This is a genomic window from Actinospica durhamensis (genome assembly GCF_018139695.1).
In the GTDB taxonomy this organism is placed as follows: Bacteria; Actinomycetota; Actinomycetes; order Streptomycetales; family Catenulisporaceae; genus Actinospica; species Actinospica durhamensis.
In genome coordinates this window covers 1-421 of the sequence record NZ_JAGSOG010000794.1, presented here as the reverse complement: position 1 = coordinate 421, position 421 = coordinate 1, and the positions used below count along the sequence as shown (strand labels likewise).

1 protein-coding gene is annotated in these 421 nt (G+C 74.3%); it reads left to right on the top strand.

Annotated features, from left to right (window positions below):
* Positions 1-421, top strand: a 421-nt coding sequence (locus KDL01_RS42260) for an acyltransferase domain-containing protein (RefSeq protein ID WP_212534315.1), incomplete at both ends; no start/stop codon positions are given.

Here is a 421-nt window from a genome sequence, read left to right as displayed (position 1 = left end):
CTGTGGGCGGTGATGGTGTCGCTCGCCGCGACGTGGCAGTCGCTGGGCGTCGTCCCCGACGCGGTGCTCGGCCACTCCCAGGGCGAGGTCGCGGCCGCCGTGGTGGCGGGCGCCCTGTCCCTGGAGGACGGCGCGCGCGTGGTGGCCCTGCGCGCCAGGACGCTGCGCGCCCTGGCCGGACGCGGCGGTATGACATCGTTGGCGCTGCCGGTCAGGGAGGCCCGCCGGTTCATCGGGCCCGAGTTCTCGATCGCCACGGTCAACGGTCCCTCGTCGGTCGTCGTCGCCGGCGCCCCGGAGGCACTGGCGGAGCTGGAGGCACGTGCCGAGGAGCTGGATGTCCAGGCTCGCCGGCTGCCCGTGGAGTACGCCTCCCACTGCCCGCAGGTGGAGGAGATCGAGCAGGACGTACTGGACGTCC